Here is an 18,697-nt window from a genome sequence, read left to right on the forward strand (position 1 = left end):
CGGGAAAATGCCGGTATGAGCACGCCCCCCAGCCCCCGCACCGTCCTCCTGCGCCAAGGTGAGATCCACAGCGCGGCCGACCCGTTCGCCACCGCCATGGTCGTGGAGGCCGGCCACGTCGCCTGGGTCGGTTCGGAAGGCGCGGCGGACGCGTTCGCGGACGGCGTGGACGAGGTCGTCCACCTCGACGGCGCCCTGGTCACCCCCGCGTTCACCGACGCCCACGTCCACACCACGTCGACCGGCCTCGCCCTGACCGGCCTCGACCTCACGGCCGCCCGCACCCGCACCGAAGCCCTGACGCTCGTACGGGAACACGCCGCGGCCAACCCCACCGACCGCGTCCTGCTCGGCCACGGCTGGGATGCCGCCCGCTGGCCCGACCGCGCCCCCCTCACCCGCGCGGAACTCGACGAGGCCACCGCCGGACGCCCTGTCTACCTCACCCGTATCGACGTGCACTCGGCCGTCGTCAGCACCGCCCTCCTCGACATGGTCCCCGGCGTCACGGGCCGCCCCGGCTTCGACCCGGAGGGTCCCCTGACCCGCGACGCCCACCACGCCGTGCGCGCCGCCGCGTTCGCCGCCGTGGGCCCCCAGCAACGTAACGAGGCCCAGCGCGCCGCGCTCCGGCACGCCGCCTCCCTCGGCGTCGGCTCGGTGCACGAGTGCGCGGGTCCCGACATCTCCTCCGAGGACGACTTCACCGGCCTGCTCGACCTCGCCCGCTCCGAGCCGGGCCCCCGCGTCGCGGGCTACTGGGCGGACCGCGACATCCAGCGCGCCCGCGCGCTCGGCGCACTGGGCGCCGCGGGCGACCTGTTCGTCGACGGCTCGCTCGGCTCCCACACGGCCTGCCTGCACGAGCCGTACGCGGACGAACCGCACCACGGCGCCGCCTACCTGTCGGCCGAGGACATCGCCGCCCACGTGGTCGCCTGCACGGAGTCCGGCCTCCAGGCCGGCTTCCACGCCATCGGCGACGCCGCCGTCACCGCCGTCGTCGACGGCATGCGCGCCGCCGCCGAAAAGCTGGGCCTCGCGCGCGTACGCGCGGCACGCCACCGCGTCGAGCACGCCGAGATGCTCACCCCCGAAACCGTCGCCGCCTTCGCGGAGTTCGGCCTCACCGCCTCCGTGCAGCCCGCCTTCGACGCGCTGTGGGGTGGCGAGGACGGCATGTACGCCGACCGCCTCGGCGCCGAGCGGGCCCGCACCCTCAATCCGTACGCGGCCCTGCTGAAGGCCGGCGTGCCGCTCGCGTTCGGCTCGGACAGCCCGGTCACCCCGCTCGACCCCTGGGGCACGATCCGCGCCGCCGCCTTCCACCGGACGCCCGAACACCGGGTCTCCGTACGGGCCGCCTTCACCGCCCACACCCGCGGCGGCTGGCGCGCGGTCGGCCGCGACGACGCGGGCATCCTCGTCCCCGGCGCCCCCGCCGACTACGCCGTGTGGCGCACGGACGAGCTGATCGTGCAGGCCCCGGACGACCGCGTGGCCCGCTGGTCGACCGACCCCCGCTCCGGCACGCCCGGCCTGCCGGACCTCTCCCCGGGAGCCCAACTCCCCGTCTGCCTGCGGACGGTGGTCTTCGGACAGACGGTCTTCGTACGGCCGGACGAGTGATTACCGGGGCGCCGCGACCTCGATCCTGGCCCCGCACGGTCCCGTGCGACCTGCGAATCCTCCGCCCTGACCAGGGGAGTTCACGCAGAGGCGCAGGTCGAACGGCTGTTGACAAAGCGCGGAGGTCGACGGGTAGGTTCGGCCGAGTCCACCACCTCCAGGCACGACCGGGGAAGTCCAGGCAGTCGTAGGACGCAGCTGGGTCAGAGGGTGGTGCGCCGCACCGGCGTACCACTACTGGGAGCCAGGCCCAGCGCCCGCGCCACGGGGCGCTGGAACGTTCCGGCCGGTCGGCCAGGTGCGACCCGGGTGGGGCCCGGGCGTTCAGTAGACAACGGCTTTAGGTCGACCCGCAGCCAGCGGGCCCCAGGTCGGCCCGAAGGACGCCCGGCCCCGATCCGCAGTACCCGCGCAGTCTCCGCGGCGTACGGAGACCCGCCACGACCCGCCTCGTCTCCGGCTCACCTCAGCTCACCCAGGGCGCCTTATCGGCGTGAACTGGGGTGCTCGCTATGGTGGTCCCCCTGTGGACGGAAGTTTTAAGGGGAAGATGTGAACGACGGCGGTGGGCGGAAGTTCGGCCCTCTGGGCACGACCTTGGTGATCATCCCGACCTACAACGAGGCGGAGAACATCAAGCCCGTCGTGGGCCGCGTGCGGGAGTCCGTGCCCGCGGCACACGTCCTGATCGCCGACGACAACAGCCCCGACGGCACCGGGAAGCTCGCCGACGAGCTGGCCGCCGACGACGAGCAGGTGCACGTGCTGCACCGCACCGGCAAGGAGGGCCTGGGCGCCGCCTACCTCGCGGGCTTCGCCTGGGGGATGGAGAACGGGTACGGGGTTCTCGTCGAGATGGACGCCGACGGCTCCCACCAGCCGGAGGAACTGCCCCGGCTGCTGACCGCGCTCAAGGGCGCCGACCTGGTCCTGGGTTCGCGCTGGGTGCCCGGCGGCCGCATCGTCAACTGGCCCAAGCACCGCCAGTTCATCTCCCGCGGCGGCTCCACGTACTCCCGGCTCCTGCTGGACGTCCCGATCCGCGACGTCACCGGCGGCTTCCGCGCCTTCCGCCGCGAGACCCTGGAGGGGCTCGGCCTCGAAGAGGTCGCCTCGCAGGGCTACTGCTTCCAGGTCGACCTGGCCCGGCGCGCGGTGCGGGAGGGCTACCACGTGGTCGAGGTCCCCATCACGTTCGTCGAGCGTGAGCGCGGCGACTCCAAGATGAGCAAGGACATCGTCGTCGAGGCGCTCTGGCGGGTCACCACGTGGGGCGTGGGGGCGCGGGTCGACAAGGTCCTCGGCCGCAAGCCGGACACCCGCTGAGAGCGATCTTCATCCCCCGCTTACGCCATTCGCACCCGGGCCCAGGCAGACTGGGGGAATGACCACAGGCACTCCGCCCCGCAACCCGTCCACCGGGGCCCGGCGCTCCCGGGTCCGCAGATTCCTGCCGCTCGGCGTCGCCGCCTGGCTGGTCCTGGAGATCTGGCTGCTCACGGTGGTGGCGGGCGCGATCGGCGGCTTCACACTGGGCATCCTGCTGGTGGCCGGGATCGTGCTCGGCGCCGTGGTGATGAAGTCCGCGGGCCGGCGGGCGTTCCAGAACCTCACCGAGACGCTCCAGCGCCAGCAGAGCGGCGCCCAGGACCCCGCCAAGGCCACCGAGAAGCGCTCGCAGGGCAACGGGCTGCTGATGCTCGCCGGGCTCCTGCTGATGATCCCCGGCCTCGTCTCGGACGTTCTCGGCCTGCTGCTGCTCGTGCCGCCGCTGCGCACGGCGCTGAGCCGCTACACGGAGCGCACGGTCGAGCGGAGGATGGGCGCGGCGACGTCCCGGAGCACGTTCGGGGACGCGTTCCAGCAGGCCCGGATGCGGCAGTCCGGCGGCACCGTGATCCAGGGCGAGGTGATCAGGGACGACGAGCGCCCCGGTCCGCGCCGTGACGACACGGACCCGCGGCCGCCGCTCACGCCCTGACGGGCCCGCACGGGATACGGCCGGGGGCCGGACACACGGTGTGTGTCCGGCCCCCGGCCGTATGTGTTGCCCGGTGCGGGCCCGTGGATCAGGCCGACTTGCGGCTGTCCCGCGGGTGCACCGCGATGTTCATCGCGCCGGAACGCAGCACTGCCAGACGCTCCTCGAGGACCTCTTCGAGCTCCTCACGGGTGCGCCGCTCCATCAGCATGTCCCAATGCGTACGAGCCGGCTTGCCCTTCTTTTCCTCAGGGCCGTCCCCGTCGACGAGAAGTGCCTGGGCCCCGCAGACCTTGCACTCCCACTCCGGCGGAATCTCGGCCTCCACCGAGAAGGGCATCTCGAAACGGTGCCCCTTCTCGCATGCGTACTCCACGGCCTGGCGCGGAGCCAGGTCGATGCCGCGGTCCGTCTCGTAGCTGGTCACTACGAGGCGTGTGCCGCGAAGAGCTCGCTCACTCATGAATCGTGCCTCCCGGGCTTGTCGCCCACAGGACAGGTGTCGCTGTCGTCGTCATCCGGTCAACGTCCGGTCGGCGGTAAAGATTCCCGGTTTCCGGGTCATGCGTCGCCGTCGTAGCCGCCCCTTGTTGTACCCACCCGTGCCCGGTTTGTCACATCTCACGCCGGATATCACCGAGCGTTTTGCGATCTAGACGTGCAGTAACGGTACGCCTGGCAGGCCAACCGCGTACACTACCGGTCTTTGCCTTCAGGTGCTAAATCCTCGCGGGTACGGAATTTCCCGCGTCGCGCACCGCCTGGCGGACCGGAACCCTCGCGAGCAGGGCAAAACCGATCACGAAGAAGGCGACAAGGGACAGGATCGCGTCGCGATAACTCCCGGTCAGCTGGTACGCGAGCCCGAACACCAGGGGCCCCACCCAGCTCATCCCGCGGTCGCTCATCTCGTACGCGGAGAAGTACTCGGCCTCCTTGCCCGCGGGCACGAGATGCGAGAAGAGCGAGCGGGAGAGCGCCTGCGTGCCGCCCAGGACGAGCCCGATCCCGGCGGCGAGCACGAAGAACCACGCCGGAGCCCCGGCGGGCAGGAAGTAGCCGGCCCCGATCGTCACCGTCCACGCCACGAGAGAACCGAGGATGGTGCGCTTGGCGCCGTACGCGCGCGAGAGGCGGCCCATCGCGAGGGCCCCGGCCACCGCGAGCAGCTGCACCAGGAGCACCGCCACGATGAGCGTCGACTGGCCGAGACCGAGCTCCTCGGACCCGTAGACGGACGCCTGCGAGATCACCGTCTGCACGCCGTCGTTGTAGACGAGGTAGGCGAGGAGGAACGAGAGCGTCAGCGGATGGCGGCGCATGTCCTTCACCGTGGCCACCAGCTGCCGCACGCCGGGCGCCGTACCACCCGGCGCGGCCGCGGTGCGCCGGTCGCGCAGTCGGCGTAGCGGCACCACGGTGAACGCGCCCCACCACACGCCCGCCGACGCCAGGCAGATGCGCACCGCAGTCGACTCCGAGACGCCGAAGGTGTCGTGTGCCGTGTACAGCACCAGGTTCGCCAGCAGGACCAGGGCGCCCGAGGCGTATCCGAAGGCCCAGCCGCGCGAGGAGACGGCGTCGCGCTCCTCCGGGGGAGCGATCTGCGGCAGGTACGAGTTGTAGAGCACCATCGACACGGCGAGCGAGGAGTTCGCCACGACGAGGAGCAGGCCGCCGAGCAGATAGCGGTCGCCGTCCAGGAAGAACATCCCGGCCGTCGCCGCCGCGCCGGTGTACGCGGCGGCCGCGAGCAGCGGCTTCTTGCGCCCCGAGCGGTCCGCCGCCGCGCCCGCGAGCGGCATCACGAAGATCGACAGGAGCACCGAAAGGGACACCGAGTACGCGAAGAACGAGCCCGCGCGCACCGGGATCCCCAGTGGGTGCACGAAGCCGTCCGCGTCCGCCGCCGCCTTCGCGACCGAGGTCAGATACGGCCCCAGGAACACCGTCAGAACGCTGGTCGAGTAGACCGAGCACGCCCAGTCGTAGAAGTACCAGCCGCGTTGCTCGCGCTTGCGCTCGGCGAGCGCGGACGCCCCCGTCACCGCTTCTGGCGCGGTCTCCGTGCCCACCCGTGTCCCCTTGCAGTCCCCGTCGTCCGGCGTCGCGGGGCCGGGCCTCAGACCCAGGTCCCCCGGTCCTTGAGGACGTCCCGCAGCGTTTCGATGTGATCGGAAACTATGCCATCGACCCCGAGGTCGAGAAGACGCCGCATCTCCTTCTCGTCGTTCACGGTCCACACGTGCACCTGCAACCCGCGCGCGTGGGCGGCCCGCACGAAGCGGTGGTCGACCACCCGGACCCGCCCGTGCGCCACCGGCACCTGCGCGCAGACCGCCGACCGCCGCAGCGTCGCCGGAATCCCGTACGAGCGCAGCCGCAGGCCGAGGACGCCCCTGGTGCCGTACGACGTCGCCAGGCGGGGGCCCGCGAGGGCCTGGGCGCGGGCGACGCGCGCCTCGGAGAAGGAGCCGACGCAGACGCGGTCCCACGCGCGCGTGCGGCGCAGCAGGTCGAGGAGCGGGACGAGCGCGGGCTCCGCCTTCACGTCCACGTTCCAGCGCACGTCCGGGAACGACTCCAGCAGCTCCTCGAAGAGCGGCACCGGTTCCGTGCCCGCCACGCGCGCGTCCTTCACGGCCTGCCACGGCAGGTCGGCGATCCGGCCGCTGCCGTCCGTGACCCGGTCGAGCGTCGTGTCGTGGAAGGCGACGAGCCGGCCGTCCCTCGTCGCGTGCACATCGGTCTCGATGTACCGGTAGCCGAGGTCCACGGCGCGGCGGAACGCGGCGACGGTGTTCTCCAGGCCGTCCGCCGCCCCGCCCCGGTGGGCGAGCGGCAGGGGCCCCGGATGGTCGAGGTAGGGGTGGCGTACGCGCGAGGTCACCGTCGCAGTATGGCCCGCCGCCCGGTGGCCCCGGCGACCACCGTGGAACCGGCGGGCGACGCGGAGGCGGCGAACACGCGCAGGAAGACCTGGGCCAGCGGGCCGATCGCCAGGGCGTACAGCACCGTGCCCACGCCGATCGTGCCGCCCAGCGCGAAGCCGGTCACCACGACGGCGACCTCCACGACCGTGCGCATCAGGCGGATCGAGCGGCCGGTGCGCTGATGCAGCCCGGTCATGAGGCCGTCGCGCGGCCCGGGGCCGAACCGCGCCGCGATGTAGAGACCGGTCGCGGCCCCGTTGAGCACGATGGCGGCGAGCATCAGCGGGATGCGCACCCCGTAGGAGTGCGGGTCCGGGACCAGGGCGAGCGTGCCGTCCATCGCGAGACCGACCACGAAGACGTTCGACACCGTGCCGAGCCCCGGGCGCTGCCGCAGCGGGATCCACAGGAGCAGCACGATCGCGCCCACGACGATCGACACCGCGCCGATGGAGATGCCCGTCAGCTCGGCAAGCCCCTGGTGCAGCACGTTCCAGGGCTCCAGGCCGAGTCCCGCCTCCACGAGGAGCGCCGAACTGGCGCCGTACAGTGCGAGGCCCACATAGAGCTGCACGAGACGGCGGGGGAGCCGTCCGGCGGGCGGCGGCGAGGACGGTGACGCGGACAAGATGAACCCCTTGTGGTGGTAGTGGCCTGACCCGTGACACTCTGTGGCGTGGGATCGGATGCCAACCATGGCCAATTCGGGGAAGGTGGACTGGTTCGGATGGCGGAGTGGACCTCGGCGATCGGCTCGACACAACTCGCGCGGCTGCTCACCTCGCAGCAGGCACGCCCCGCGGGCACCGGCGCCCGCCGGCCGCCCGCGTACCGCGCGCTCGCCGACGGGATCCGGCTGCTGGTCCTGGAGGGCCGCGTCTCGGTGGCCACGCGCCTGCCCGCCGAGCGCGAACTCGCCCAGTCGCTCTCGGTGAGCCGCACCACGGTCGCGGCCGCCTACGAGGCGCTGCGCGGCGAGGGATTCCTGGAGTCCCGCAGGGGAGCGGGCAGTTGGACCGCCGTGCCGGCCGGGAACCCGCTGCCCGCGCGCGGCCTCGAACCCCTCCCGCCCGAGGCCCTCGGCTCCATGATCGACCTCGGCACCGCGGCCCTGCCCGCCCCCGAGCCGTGGCTGACCCGCGCCGTCCAGGGTGCCCTGGAGGAGCTGCCGCCGTACGCCCACACCCACGGCGACTACCCGGCGGGCCTGCCCGCGCTGCGCACGATGATCGCCGAGCGGTACACCGCGCACGGCATCCCGACCATGCCCGAGCAGATCATGGTCACCACCGGCGCGATGGGCGCCATCGACGCGATCTGCCACCTCTTCGCCGGTCGCGGCGAGCGGGTGGCCGTGGAGTCGCCCTCGTACGCGAACATCCTTCAGCTGATGCGCGAGGCGGGGCTGCGGCTGGTGCCCGTCTCGATGGCCGACGGCCTGCGGGGGTGGGACCTCGACCGCTGGCGTCAGGTGCTGCGCGAGGCCGCGCCCCGGCTCGCCTACGTGGTCGCCGACTTCCACAACCCGACCGGGGCGCTCGCCGACGAGGAGCAGCGCCGCTCGCTGGTCGACTCCGCGCGCGCGGCGGGCACCGTGCTCGTGGTCGACGAGACGATGACCGAGCTGTACATCGACCCGGACGTCGACATGCCGCGCCGGGTCTGCGCGTTCGACCCCTCGGGCTCCACCGTCGTCACGGTCGGTTCGGCGAGCAAGGCGTTCTGGGCGGGCATGCGCATCGGCTGGGTGCGCGCCGCGCCCGACGTCATCCGCAGCCTCGTCGCCGCGCGCGCGTACGCGGACCTCGGCACCCCGGTGCTGGAGCAGCTGGCGGTGAACTGGCTGTTGAACACCGGAGGTTGGGAAGAGGCGGTGGCGCTGCGGCGCGGGCAGGCGCGCGAGAACCGGGACGCGCTGGTGACCGCGGTGCGACGGGAGCTGCCCGACTGGGAGTTTGACGTGCCGCGCGGCGGCCTCACGCTGTGGGTGAAGGCCGGCGGCCTGTCGGGCTCGCGCCTGGCCGAGCTGGGCGAGCGGGTCGGGGTGCGGGTCCCCTCGGGCCCCCGCTTCGGCGTCGACGGCGCCTTCGAGGGATACGTACGGCTGCCCTTCACCGTGGGCGGCGCCGTGGCGGACGAGGCGGCGCAGCGGCTCGCGGCGGCGGCGCGCCTGGTCCGGGAGGGGCAGGGCACGGGAGGGGACGTGCCGCGCACGCTGATCGCGTAGACGGCTTTCCGCCCGGCAGGCAACAGCTCTCCTATAAGAAGAAGGCGGCTCCCGCGCGGGAGCCGCCTTCTTCTTATAGGACCTCTTATAGGAGAGCTGTTTCGCCAGCCGTGGGAGGGCTGGTCTCAGCGCTCGGCCATCGCCTCGGCCTCGTCGTGCACCGCTTCGGCCGGCTTCTCCAGGGACGCGTCCGCGGGAGTGTTGCGCTCCGGAAGGAGCGCCGAGACCGCCTGCCGGTGCGCCTCGCTGGTCGCGTCGTCGTACGGGTCCGGGGTGGCGGGCACCTGGAGGCGGTGGATCGGTCCCGTGCCCAGGCGGGCGTATCCGCGGCCCGCCGGGATGTCGGCGGTGGGCGTCGTCTGCGGCAGTGCGCCGAGGACGTCCGCCAGCTCCTCCGGGGAGGCCGGACCGAGCACCACGCGCGCGCGGGTGTGCTGCCTGACCGGTTCGATCAGGGCGTCGAGGCTGTCGAACTGCTCGGCCACGACCACCGTGACACCGGCCGCACGGCCGTGCCGCAGCGGCACCTGGAGCAGCGTCTGCGGATCCTTGCGCCCGTCCGCGGCGGCGAGGTGGCCCAGGGCGCCGGGACGGTCGAGGAGGATCCACAGCGGGCGCTTGATGTCGTCCGGGGTGGGGTGCCCGGCCTGCCGCGCCCGATTCGCGGCGATCAACCGCCGCTCCGTCTCGTGTGCGGCCCATTCGAGGCTGGTCAGCGCCCCGGCGAGCCCGCACTCCACGGCGAGCACCCCGGACCGGCCCACCAGGGACGCGTAGTCGCCCGTGCCGCTGCCCTCGATGATCAGCACGTCGCCGTGGCGCAGGGCCTGGAGCGCGACGGAGCGCAGCAGCGAGGTGGTGCCGCTGCCCGGCTGACCCGCGACCAGCAGGTGCGGTTCGGTGGAACGGACGCCGGTGCGCCACACGACGGGCGGCGCGTCCCGCTCCTCGTCGCCCGCCCGTACCGGCAGCGTGCGCTGGACGCCGGTCCCGTCGGTGAAGCCGAGCACGGTCTCACCGGGCGAGGTCACGAAGGGCTGGGCGGCGATGTCCGTGGGCAGCGGGTCGAGCACGTTCACCGTGAGGTGGTTGCCCTCCTCGTCCCACGAGAAGTGGTACTCGCGGCCCCGGCCGAGCTTGGCGTGCAGCAGCTGCTCGATCCGGGCCCGGGAGTCCGACTCCCCGTCCGTGAAGTAGGCGGGGTAGCGGATGTCGATCCGGTCGACCCGGCCGTCGCCGTCGAAGTCGAACGTCTTGAAGGCCTTCTCCCAGTCGCCCCCGTGCGCGTACAGCGGGTTGGGGTCCTCGGCGACGGAGAAGTACGGAACGAGCGCCTCGTAGAGCGACGAGAGGCGCTCGACCTGCGATGCGTCGGGGCCGGTCTGCTCCGGCGGCTTCGGATCGCGCCCCTTCCACGCGGCCGCCGCCATCAGGGTGATGAACGCCAGCAGCGGCCCGTACGGAATGAACACCACGACGAGGACCACGGCGGCCACCAGGAAGAGCAGCGGTCCGCGCTTCTCCTTGGGGGTGTCCGCCCACTTGCGTCGTCCGGCGGCCGCCAGACGACGCAGGCCACGAGTGATCGTGATGAGGGGGTGAAGAACGTCGGTGGCGCTGTCGGCTGCCGTCCGTGCCATGTCCCGGCTCCGGGCGATCGAGGCGCTGCCATTGCTCAGAATGCGGGGGAGAGGGCGCCTGGCCACTTCGGTCTCCTGAAGGTGTGTGCGGGTGGGTGTGCCGTCAGAACTTGATCCCGCCGAGCAGGCTGGCGAGGCTCGCACCGCCCGCCTTGATGCTCGGGGCGATGGCCGTGCCCGCCAAGTAGAAGCCGAAGAGGGCGCAGACCAGTGCGTGCGAGGCCTTCAGGCCGTCCTTGCGGAAGAACAGGAAGACGATGATGCCGAGCAGCACGACGCCCGAGATGGACAGGATCATGAGGGTTCTCCTGGTTGATGGGGACAGTCACCATGAGTTCTTCCAGGCTCACAGCATGTATCTATACGACAAAAGGTGCAAATGGGTGGAAATTAATTGGTTTCACCCGATCGCGCGTCGCTGGTGAGCCGCTCGAGCGTGCCGCCGGACGGTCGTCCGGACTCCTCGTGATCTTTGCCTCGGCGGGTTCGGCTCATGTGCCCGACCGGGCAGTACCCTGACGATTCACTCGTACGGCCGCAGGGTCGTACCAGCACGTAGGAGAAAGGCGGTCCGGCCGATGAGCGAAGCCCCCGACCCGGAGGTCGTGGAGCTGGCCACCAAGATCTTCGACCTCGCGCGACGCGGCGAGACGGAGGCACTCGTGGGCTACGTGGACGCCGGAGTGCCGGCCAACCTCACGAACGACCGCGGCGACACGCTCGTCATGCTCGCCGCGTACCACGGGCACGCCGAGGCGGTGCGGGCCCTCCTGGCGCGCGGCGCCGATGCCAACCGTGCCAACGACAAGGGCCAGACCCCGCTCGCGGGCGCCGTCTTCAAGGGCGCCGACGACGTGATCGGGGCGCTGCTCGACGGGGGCGCCGATCCGGCCGCCGGAACCCCGTCGGCCGTCGACACGGCCCGCATGTTCGGCAAGGCGGAGCTCGTCGAGCTCTTCGGTGCTTCCTGACGCACCGGCTCTGACCAGGCGAAACGGGGGTGCGGGAAATGTGGTCGCGGTGGCCGGAGCCGCTGGGTCATGATGACGGCGTGATTTACGGACGCGATGCCGGGGCAGGTGGTGCCCACGCGCAGAGCGGGCCGTGATTGGCCCGGTTCCGGGCCTTGGACGAGAGGCAGAGAAATGGGCAGCAGCAAGCAGAAGACGGCGGGCTCTCCGACGTGTTGTCGCGTGGCCAGGTAGGTGAGCATCCCCCGGTTGCGTCGACGCTTGATGTGAGGCTGTTTCCCATGTTCGAACCGGTCATAGCGCCCAGCGGTACGCTGCTCGGCCTGCTGCAGCGGGGCCGCGGCGACGGCACGCTGCACGCGCTGACGGCGCCGCGGCACGAGGCGCTCGCGGCTCTCAATCACTGTGTGCTGAGCGACCCCCGCCACGACTGGCAGGTGGAGAACCGCTCGCTCTACTACGCCCGCCTGTACCTCGACCTCCACGGCGAGCTCGAGGAGATCGAGCGGCACCTCTTCGACCCCGAGGACCTCCTCGACACCGAGGAGTCACGGACGGGACTCGCGCTCGCGGTCCTCGGCCACCTCGCCTCCTACGGCAGGCAGGACGCCTTGGAGCTGCTGCGCAGGTACGCCGCCTTCGGCGGCAACTGGGCCTGGGCGCTCGACGAGCTGGCCCTGCGCGACGACGACGCGGCGCTGCGCGCCCTCGCCGAGCCCGTCCTCGCCCGCTTCCCGGCCGACGCCGGGGCCGAGCTCGCCGCCGCCGTGCGCGACGCCTTCGAGCCGCGCCCCTGGCGGCTGTGGGCCGAGGACCCGCGGCCCCATGTGGGGGCACGCGTGCGTGCCGCGCAGGAAGCCGGTTCCTTCGACCGCTGGCAGCGGCAGATGCGGCCGGCGGGCCCGCGCCCCGAGTGGAGCGTGCAGGCCGTGTTCGACTGGGCGCAGGAGGGCTTCGAGCGGGGCGCCGTGCTGTACGTGCCCGCCGCCCGCTGCCTGACCGCCGTGGCGGGCCCCGAGGACCACGCCGAGATCGTGCGCGCCGCCCAGGACGGCAGTGACGGGGCGCGCTGCACCGCCCTGCGCTACCTCGCCGACGCCCACGATCCGGCGGTGCTCGACCTCATCGAGGCCGCCGTCGAGGCCCCTTCCCGCGTGGTCGTGGACGCCGCGCTAGACGCCTTCGAGCGGATGCGCAGCGTCGCCGTCGTGGAGCGGGCCCGACGCTGGGCGCTCCGCCCCGACGCGCTGGGTGCCGCCGCGGGCCGGATGCTCGCCTGCCGGGGCGGCACGAAGGACAGCGAACTCGTCCTCGCCTGCCTGCGGGAGGCCGTACGCGGCGACGGGCCCGACGACCCCGCCCTCTGGCCGCTCGTCGACGGGGCGGGACGACTCGGCATCGTCTGCGCCGCCCCCGTACTGCGGCACATCTACCGCGAGACCGCGTCCTCGCACCTGCGCGGCCGCGCCGCCCGCGCCCTCGCCGCCACCGATCCGTCCTTCGCCGCGGGCTTCGCCGTGGAGTGCCTGTGGGACTGCGAGGAATCCACGCGCGAGGTCGCCGCGCGGCACGCCGAGACCGGCGACGCCCGCGTCGTCGACCAGCTGCGCCGCCTCGCCGCCGATCCGGCCGAGGAGGACGAGGTGCAGACCGCCGTCCGCAGCCGCATCGGGCCGGACGCGACGGCCATGTGACGCGCTGACGTACAGGAGGCGGCCCGCGTGGGACGGGGCCGCCTCCTGGTGTTTCCCGGGCATTCCCGGGGCGGCTGAAGCTCACGGACCGTTCCTCGCCAGGAAAGATCCACGTTGACGTGAGCACGTCCGGCGCGGCGACAACTCCCGTATGCGTGTCGTCATCGTGACCGAGTCCTTCCCTCCCGACATCAACGGCGTGGCGCACTGCGCCCTCCAGACCGCGCGGCACCTCGTGGCCCGCGGCCACGACCCCCTCGTCGTCGCCCCCGCCACCCCCGCGGGGCCGGAGGCGGACGCGGCGGCGCCCTGTCCGGTCGTCCGCGTGCCGTCCCTGCCGCTGCCCGGCTATCCGCAGGTCCGCGTCGCGCTGCCGGGGCGCCGCCTCGCGCAGACCGTGGCCGCGCACCGGGCCGAACTCGTCCACCTGGCCGGGCCGTTCGTGCTCGGCATGCGCGGCATGGCGGCCGCGGCCCGACTGCGGGTGCCCGCCGTGGCCGTCTACCAGACCGACCTGGCGGGCTACGCGCGCATCTACATGGGGGCCGGTGAGAGCGCGGCCTGGCGGCGGATCCGCGCCGTGCACAGCGCCGCCGACCGGACGCTCGCGCCCTCCACCGCCGCCCAGCGCGACCTGGAGGCGCACGGGGTGCCGAGGGTGCGGCTGTGGCCGCGCGGCGTCGATGCCGTGCGGTTCCGCCCCGAGCGGCGCTGCGAGCTGCTCAGGGCCGAACTGGCGCCGCGCGGCGAGCTGCTGGTCGGGTACGTGGGGCGGCTCGCGCCGGAGAAGCACGTGGAGCTCCTGGCGCGGGTGTGCGGGCTCGACGGCGTACGGGTCGTCGTGGTGGGCGACGGGCCCAGCGAGGGCTCCCTGCGGGGCGTGCTGCCCGGCGCGGTCTTCCTGGGGCGGCGCACCGGCGACGAACTCGCCCGGATCTTCGCCTCCTTGGACGTGTTCGCGCACACCGGCCCCTACGAAACGTTCTGCCAGACCGTCCAGGAGGCCATGGCGAGCGGGGTACCGGTGATCGCCCCCGCCGCCGGCGGTCCCCTCGACCTGGTCGCCCACGGCAGGACCGGGCTGCTCGTATCGCCCGGCGACCCGGACGCGATGCGCGACGCGGTGTGGTCGCTCGCCGCCGATCCAGGGCTGCGCGCCGCCTACGGGAGCGCCGGACGCGCCGCGGTGGCCGGGCGCAGCTGGGAGGCCGTCGGCGACCTCCTGGTCGAGCACTACGCGCAGGTGCTGCACGCGCGGTCGGCGGGGGCGGTGGCGGCATGAGCGGGGGACTGCGGATCGTGCGCCTCGCCAACTTCGTCGCCCCCGCCTCCGGCGGACTGCGCACGGCGCTGCGGGAGTTGGGGGCGGGGTACCGCGCGGCCGGACACGAACCGGTGCTGATCGTTCCGGGGGAGCGCGCCGCGGACACCGATACACCCCAAGGGCGTGTCATCACGTTGCCGGGGGCGCCGCTCCCGGCGAGCGGCGGCTACCGCGTGCTGACCGAACGGCAGCGCCTCGCGCGGCTGTTGGCCGCGCTGCGCCCGGACCGGCTGGAGGTGTCGGACCGGACGACGCTGCGCTGGACCGGCGAGTGGGCACGCCGCGCGCGGGTGCCCGCCGTGATGGTCTCCCACGAGACCGCCCACGGAGTGCTGCGCACCTGGGGCCTGCCCGAGCGCGCCGCGCGCCGGGCCGCCGACGTGCTCAACATCCGTACGGCGCACGCCTACGCGCGCGTGGTGTGCACCACCGAGTGGGCCGAGCGGGAGTTCCTGCGGATCGGGGCGCGCAACGTGGTGCGGGCGCCGCTCGGCGTCGACCTCGTGCGGTGCCGGCCCGAGGCGCACAACCAGGAGGTGCGTCTGCGGCACGCGCGCGAGGACGAGGTCCTGCTCCTCATGTGCACGCGGCTCTCCGTGGAGAAACGGCCGGGCATCGGCCTCGACACGGTGGCGGAGCTGCGCCGCTCCGGGGTGCCCGCGCGGCTCGTCGTCGCCGGGGAGGGGCCGCTGCGGGCGCGGCTCGAACAACGCGCGCGTGCCCGCGGCCTGCCGGTCGCCTTCCTGGGACACGTCGCCGACCCGACCGCGCTCACCGCCCTCCAGGCCACGGCCGACGTGTGCCTGGCCCCGGGGCCCGCCGAGACGTTCGGGCTCGCCGCCCTCGAAGCGCTGGCCTGCGGCACCCCGGTCGTCGTCAGCGCTTCCTCGGCGCTGCCGGAGGTGATCGGCTCGGCCGGAGCCGTCGCCGAGGACAGCGGCGCGGCGTTCGCGGCCGCCGTCCGGGAGGTGCTCGGACGGCCGCAAGGGCCACGCCGGGCGAGCGCACGCGCGCGGGCCGAGGGTTTCGGCTGGGACACGGCGGTGGCGGCCTTCTTGGCGGCGCACGATGTGCCGTCCCGGGTGCCGGACTCTCTGGTGCCGTTGTGCCGGGAGCCGGAGTCTCTGGTGCCGTTGTGCCGGGAGTCGGAGTCTCTCGCGCACCCGCCCCGGGAGCCCGAGTCTCTGGTGCCGTTGTGCCGGGAGCCGGAGTCTCTCGCCCACCCGCCCCGGGAGCCCGAGTCTCTCGTGCCGTCGTCCCGGGAGCCTGAGTCTCTCGCCCACCCGCGCCGGGCAACGGCATGAGGCCGCCCACGGCTCCCCTCAGGTTCGCCGCACTCGGCGACTCGCTCACCGAGGGCGTCGGCGACCCCGTCAGCGGCGGTTGGCGGGGCTGGGCCGCACTGCTCGCCGACGGCCTGACCCCCGCCGAAGTGCCCGTGGTCTTCCGCAACTTCGCCGCCAGCGGGGCGCAGACCTCCGACGTGCTCGCGCGGCAGTTGCCGGGCGCGCTGGCCTTCGCCCCCGACCTCGTCTCCGTCCTGGTCGGCGTCAACGACACCCTGCGCGCCACCTTCGACCTCCACGCCGTGACCGCCCGCCTGGACACCGTGTACGGGGCGCTCACGGAGCGGCACGCCGTCCTGCTCACCGCGTGCCTGCCCGACCCGGGCGCGCTGCTGGGCCTGCCCGGCGTCCTGGCGCGCCCTCTCGCGCGTCGGCAGCGCGCGGTCAACTCCGTGGTCCACGCCCTGTCCGCACGCCACGGAGCGGTCCACCTGCACGCCGCCGAGGCCGACTGGGCCGTCGACCGGGCCCTGCGCAGCGCCGACCGGCTGCACCCGGCCGAGCGGGGCCACCGCCAGTTCGCCGCCCGCTTCCACGCCGTGCTCGCCGACGCGGGCCAGGCGCTCGGCCCGGCGCCCGACGTCGAGCCGGAGCGGCCCGCGCCGACCCGCGCCGCGGCCCTGTGGTGGCTCGCCACCGCGGGCACCGGCTGGGTCGCGCGCCGCTGCGCCGACCTGCTGCCGCAGCTCCTGGCGCTCGCCGCGGACGAGGTGCGGCACGGGATGCGCGGCACCGCGGCGCGGCTCGACCTGCGGGCATCGGCGGGGATCGCGGCCGCGCTGGCCTCGGTACCGGGCCTGGAGACGGCGCTGCGCGGTTGCGATCATGGGGTCGGAGCCGCGGGAGCGGCTCCGGGCACGAGCCGGCCGTGCGAGGTCTGCCTCTGAACGGCCGGCCGCCACCCGCCCACGCACACCTGGAGTTGAGTCATGGCCCTCGACATCGCCGCCGTCCGCGCGCAGATACCCGCCCTGAAGTCCGGCACGGCCCGCTTCGACGCCCCCGGCGGCACCCAGACGCCCGGCCCGGTCGTCGACGCCGTCGCCGCCGCGCTGTCCGCGCCGCTGGCCAACCGCGGGCAGACCACGGAGGGCGAGCGCAACGCCGACCGGATCGTCGCCGAGTCCCGCGCGGCGCTGGCCGATCTGCTCGGCACCACGCCCGGAACCGTCGTGTTCGGGCGCAGCGCCACCCAGCTCGTCTACGACCTCTCGCGGATGCTCGCCAAGACCTGGGGGCCGGGCGACGAGGTGGTCGTGACGCGACTCGACCACGACTCCAACATCCGCCCGTGGATCCAGGCGGCCGAGGCGGCGGGCGCGACCGTACGGTGGGCCGACTTCGACCCCGGTACGGGCGAGCTGCGGCCCGAGCACCTCAAGGCGGTGCTGTCGGAACGCACCCGCCTGGTCGCCGTCACCGCCGCCTCCAACCTCGTCGGCACCCGCCCGGACCTGCCCGCGCTCGCCGCCCTGGCCCACGAGGCCGGTGCGCTGTTCCACGTGGACGCGGTGCACTACGCCTCGCACGCCGCCGTCGACCTGGCGGCGCTCGGCGCGGACACCCTGGTCTGCTCCCCGTACAAGTTCCTCGGCCCGCACCTGGGTGTGCTCACCGGCCGCGCCGAGCTGCTGGAGTCGCTGCGCCCCGACAAGCTGCTGCCGTCCAGCGACGCGGTCCCCGAGCGCTTCGAAATGGGCACCCTGCCCTACGAGTTGCTGGCCGGCGCGCGCGCCGCGGTCGACTTCCTCGCCGCCCTGGACACCGAGGCGCGCGGCAGCCGCAGGGAGCGCCTGATCGCCTCGTTCGCGGCCCTGGAGGAGCACGAGAACGCGCTGCGGCAGCGCATGGAGGAGGGCCTCGCCGCCCTCGGGGGCATCACGCAGTACGCGCGCGCGGAGCTGCGCACCCCGACGCTCCTGTTCACCGTCGAGGGCCACAGCCCGGCGGAGGTCTCCCGGCACCTCGCCGACCACGGCATCGACGCACCCGCCGGTTCCTTCTACGCGCTGGAGGCCTCGCGGCGGCTCGGGCTCGGCGACACGGGCGGCGTCCGCGTCGGCCTCGCGCCCTACAGCAGCAGGGAGGACGTGGAACGGCTGCTCACGGCCCTGGAGACGCTCACCCAGGGTCGTTGAACGATCCGTCGATACCAACGTTGTCTCGTTCCCGGAACTGCGCTTGAATGCGGCCGTGGCCATGGACGAACTGAACGCTCTCGCGGACGACCGCGCGCTGCTGGGACGCACCAGCACCGCGGAGCGCGTCGCGGACATCCTGCGCAGCCGGATCGCGGGAGGCTACTTCCCGCCCGGCACCCGCCTGTCCGAGGACAGCATCGGCAGCGCCCTCGGGGTCTCGCGCAACACGCTCCGGGAGTCGTTCCGGCTGCTCACGCACGAGCGGTTGCTCGAACACCGGCTGAACCGCGGGGTGTTCGTGCGCGTCCTCAGCGTCCATGACGTCGAGGACATCTACCGGACGCGGCGCATGGTCGAGTGCGCCGTCGTCCGGTCCCTCGGCGAGCCGCCGTACGCCCTCGACCGGGTCGCCGAGGCCGTCACCGACGGGCACCGGGCGGCGGAGCGGCGCGAGTGGAAGGGCGTCTCGACCGCCAACATCGCCTTCCACCGCGAGCTCGTCGCGCTCGCGCGCAGCGAACGCACCGACGAACTGATGCGCAGCGTCCTCGCCGAACTGCGACTGGCCTTCCACGTCGTGGACGACCCCCAGCGCCTCCACGAGCCGTACCTGGCGCGCAATCTGGAGCTCGTGGAAGCGCTGCGGGCGGGGCGCAGGGACGAGGCCGAGACACTGCTCGGCGCGTACCTCGACGACTCCCGCGACGGACTCGTGGAGGCGTACCGGCAGCGGATGCCGAAGGACGGATAGGGTGCTCGGCGGCCCTCGCGGGAAGCCGTCGCATCTGCGCCGTTTCGACCGTTGTCAGAC

The 18,697-nt window shown here is 73.5% G+C and carries 16 protein-coding genes and 1 pseudogene; 11 read left to right on the forward strand and 6 right to left on the reverse strand.

What is annotated here, in order from left to right:
• Positions 1-15: 15 nt before the first annotated feature.
• The 3 genes from ACYBSK_RS11800 to fxsA all read left to right on the forward strand — a co-directional run bounded on the left by ACYBSK_RS11800 (position 16) and on the right by fxsA (position 3,610).
• Positions 16-1,629, forward strand: a complete 1,614-nt coding sequence (locus tag ACYBSK_RS11800; protein ID WP_460246003.1) for an amidohydrolase — start codon at positions 16-18, stop codon at positions 1,627-1,629.
• Positions 1,630-2,181: 552 nt separating this feature from the next.
• A complete protein-coding gene (locus tag ACYBSK_RS11805; protein WP_457476860.1) occupies positions 2,182-2,955 on the forward strand; it encodes a polyprenol monophosphomannose synthase in 774 nt (257 codons plus the stop codon).
• Between the two features lie 58 nt (positions 2,956-3,013).
• The gene (fxsA, locus tag ACYBSK_RS11810) at positions 3,014-3,610 is read left to right on the forward strand and encodes an FxsA family membrane protein (protein ID WP_457476861.1); all 597 of its coding nucleotides are present in this window, start codon (positions 3,014-3,016) and stop codon (positions 3,608-3,610) included.
• A gap of 88 nt (positions 3,611-3,698) precedes the next feature.
• On the opposite strand, the gene ACYBSK_RS11815 is transcribed toward fxsA, so the two are convergent.
• The 4 genes from ACYBSK_RS11815 to yczE form a co-directional block, all read right to left on the reverse strand.
• Positions 3,699-4,073, reverse strand: coding sequence for an RNA polymerase-binding protein RbpA (locus ACYBSK_RS11815; protein ID WP_109379407.1), 375 nt, complete (start codon positions 4,071-4,073; stop codon positions 3,699-3,701).
• 256 nt (positions 4,074-4,329) lie between these two features.
• The gene (locus ACYBSK_RS11820) at positions 4,330-5,685 is read right to left on the reverse strand and encodes an MFS transporter (protein WP_457476862.1); all 1,356 of its coding nucleotides are present in this window, start codon (positions 5,683-5,685) and stop codon (positions 4,330-4,332) included.
• A gap of 47 nt (positions 5,686-5,732) precedes the next feature.
• Complete coding sequence (locus tag ACYBSK_RS11825; RefSeq protein ID WP_460246004.1) at positions 5,733-6,500, reverse strand: glycerophosphodiester phosphodiesterase; 768 nt, start codon at positions 6,498-6,500, stop codon at positions 5,733-5,735.
• Positions 6,497-7,171, reverse strand: a complete 675-nt coding sequence (gene yczE / locus ACYBSK_RS11830; RefSeq protein ID WP_460246005.1) for a membrane protein YczE — start codon at positions 7,169-7,171, stop codon at positions 6,497-6,499. Before yczE ends, ACYBSK_RS11825 begins: the two co-directional genes overlap by 4 nt.
• 99 nt (positions 7,172-7,270) lie before the next feature.
• Between yczE and ACYBSK_RS11835 the strand changes: the two genes are divergently transcribed.
• Positions 7,271-8,770, forward strand: a complete 1,500-nt coding sequence (locus ACYBSK_RS11835) for an SCO1417 family PLP biosynthesis transcription factor (RefSeq protein WP_460246006.1) — start codon at positions 7,271-7,273, stop codon at positions 8,768-8,770.
• A gap of 125 nt (positions 8,771-8,895) precedes the next feature.
• On the opposite strand, the gene ACYBSK_RS11840 is transcribed toward ACYBSK_RS11835, so the two are convergent.
• Both ACYBSK_RS11840 and ACYBSK_RS11845 read right to left on the reverse strand, forming a co-directional pair.
• Positions 8,896-10,476, reverse strand: a complete 1,581-nt coding sequence (locus ACYBSK_RS11840; RefSeq protein ID WP_460246007.1) for an EF-hand domain-containing protein — start codon at positions 10,474-10,476, stop codon at positions 8,896-8,898.
• A 37-nt stretch (positions 10,477-10,513) separates the two neighbouring features.
• Positions 10,514-10,708, reverse strand: coding sequence for a hypothetical protein (locus ACYBSK_RS11845; protein WP_018534760.1), 195 nt, complete (start codon positions 10,706-10,708; stop codon positions 10,514-10,516).
• Positions 10,709-10,988: 280 nt separating this feature from the next.
• Between ACYBSK_RS11845 and ACYBSK_RS11850 the strand changes: the two genes are divergently transcribed.
• The 7 genes and pseudogenes from ACYBSK_RS11850 to ACYBSK_RS11880 all read left to right on the forward strand — a co-directional run bounded on the left by ACYBSK_RS11850 (position 10,989) and on the right by ACYBSK_RS11880 (position 18,637).
• A complete protein-coding gene (locus tag ACYBSK_RS11850) occupies positions 10,989-11,381 on the forward strand; it encodes an ankyrin repeat domain-containing protein (protein ID WP_457476867.1) in 393 nt (130 codons plus the stop codon).
• Positions 11,382-11,662: 281 nt separating this feature from the next.
• Entirely contained in the window at positions 11,663-13,075 is a 1,413-nt protein-coding gene (locus tag ACYBSK_RS11855) for a HEAT repeat domain-containing protein (RefSeq protein ID WP_457476868.1), read from the forward strand.
• A gap of 151 nt (positions 13,076-13,226) precedes the next feature.
• Entirely contained in the window at positions 13,227-14,357 is a 1,131-nt protein-coding gene (locus ACYBSK_RS11860; protein ID WP_460246008.1) for a glycosyltransferase family 4 protein, read from the forward strand.
• Positions 14,354-15,484: pseudogene (locus ACYBSK_RS11865) on the forward strand (glycosyltransferase); the annotation flags it as partial. The gene ACYBSK_RS11860 and the pseudogene ACYBSK_RS11865, both read left to right, overlap by 4 nt.
• 215 nt (positions 15,485-15,699) lie before the next feature.
• Positions 15,700-16,632 (forward strand): SGNH/GDSL hydrolase family protein, encoded by a 933-nt coding sequence (locus ACYBSK_RS11870; RefSeq protein WP_460246009.1) that lies wholly within the window; start codon positions 15,700-15,702, stop codon positions 16,630-16,632.
• Positions 16,633-16,674: 42 nt separating this feature from the next.
• Positions 16,675-17,883, forward strand: coding sequence for a cysteine desulfurase-like protein (locus tag ACYBSK_RS11875; protein ID WP_460246010.1), 1,209 nt, complete (start codon positions 16,675-16,677; stop codon positions 17,881-17,883).
• 61 nt (positions 17,884-17,944) lie between these two features.
• Positions 17,945-18,637: a GntR family transcriptional regulator gene (locus ACYBSK_RS11880; protein ID WP_457481717.1), complete on the forward strand. Its 693-nt coding sequence runs from the start codon at positions 17,945-17,947 to the stop codon at positions 18,635-18,637.
• The last annotated feature ends 60 nt before the right edge of the window (positions 18,638-18,697 follow it).

The organism is Streptomyces sp. BYX5S, from assembly GCF_054724165.1.